The 326-nt window shown below is 64.1% G+C and carries 1 protein-coding gene; it reads left to right on the top strand.

Annotation, left to right across the window (positions count from 1 at the left end):
- A partial coding sequence (locus tag VI26_RS22925; protein WP_048412067.1) for a type VI secretion system Vgr family protein occupies nucleotides 1-326 on the top strand: 326 nt, incomplete at both ends.

Genomic DNA, 326 nt, shown 5'->3' with positions numbered 1-326 from the left:
GGCTGGGGCCATCAATTCATCCCGCGCATCGGCCAGGAAGTGCTGGTCGACTTCATCGAAGGCGATATCGACCGCCCGGTGATTACCGGCGTGCTCTACAACGGCAGCCACGCCACCCCGGACTTCAGCGGCGCCGGCGCCTTGCCGGCCAACAAGACGCTGTCCGGCATCAAATCCAAAGAACACCAGGGCGGCCAGTACAACGAACTGCTGTTCGACGACACCCCGGGCGAAGTCCGCGCCAAGCTATCGAGCGAACCGGGCAAAACCCAACTCAACCAGGGCTTCCTCACCCAGCCGCGCAGCAATGGCAAGGCCGAACCGCG

This window comes from Chromobacterium sp. LK1 (genome assembly GCF_001043555.1).
Taxonomy (GTDB): Bacteria; Pseudomonadota; Gammaproteobacteria; order Burkholderiales; family Chromobacteriaceae; genus Chromobacterium; species Chromobacterium aquaticum.
Note: the sequence above shows the minus strand (reverse complement) of the source record. Positions and strands in the feature narration are given on the sequence as shown.